This is a genomic window from Polaribacter sargassicola (genome assembly GCF_021991835.1).
Taxonomy (GTDB): Bacteria; Bacteroidota; Bacteroidia; order Flavobacteriales; family Flavobacteriaceae; genus Polaribacter; species Polaribacter sargassicola.
In genome coordinates, this window is sequence record NZ_JAHDAU010000026.1 from 1 (window position 1) to 586 (window position 586).

Genomic DNA, 586 nt, shown 5'->3' on the forward strand with positions numbered 1-586 from the left:
TCACCTGCGGAATCTGGAACGGAGCGGATGCTGCGGGCGGCTGGGGTGCCTGACCGGACAGCGCCGCCTGCACGGCCGCCCTGACCGCGGCAGGCAGCCCGTCCTGCATCTTCTGCACACCCTGCTCGACCCGCGTGCGGATCTGCGCGTCGATCTGCGCCTGGAGCTGACGGCCGAGACCGTCGAGCACGGCGGCGACCTGGCTGCTGGCAGCGGTGGCCTTGAGGACCTCGGGCGCATCGGTCGGAGCATCGCCGAGGACGATAGCGCCGTACGCCTTGCGGCGCTCGATCGCGGCGACCGCGGCATCCCGGTCGTCGTAACGCGTCAGGTCGATCGCTCCGTCGGACTTCTCGGCGATGGCCTTCTCGATCTGCGTGACAGCCGCGTCCTGCCCGACGATCCCCACCGGCAGATTCTTCGGCGAGGCGGTCAGCGACGGCCACGCGAAAGCAAGCAGGATCACGCCGACGACCAGCGAGAGCCCGATGCCGATCGCGACCACGCGCACCCAGGGTGTGCGCGTGGGGATGGGTGCGGATGTCATGAATCCTCCTAAAACGAATGTTCGTTCTTTATATCGTCG

1 protein-coding gene is annotated in these 586 nt (G+C 68.1%); it reads right to left on the reverse strand.

All coding sequences use genetic code 11. The features are described 5' to 3' along the window. The coding region (locus KI686_RS15655; RefSeq protein WP_237590268.1) for an ABC transporter permease at positions 1–547 on the reverse strand (547 nt) is incomplete at its 3' end. Between the last annotated feature and the right edge of the window lie 39 nt (positions 548–586).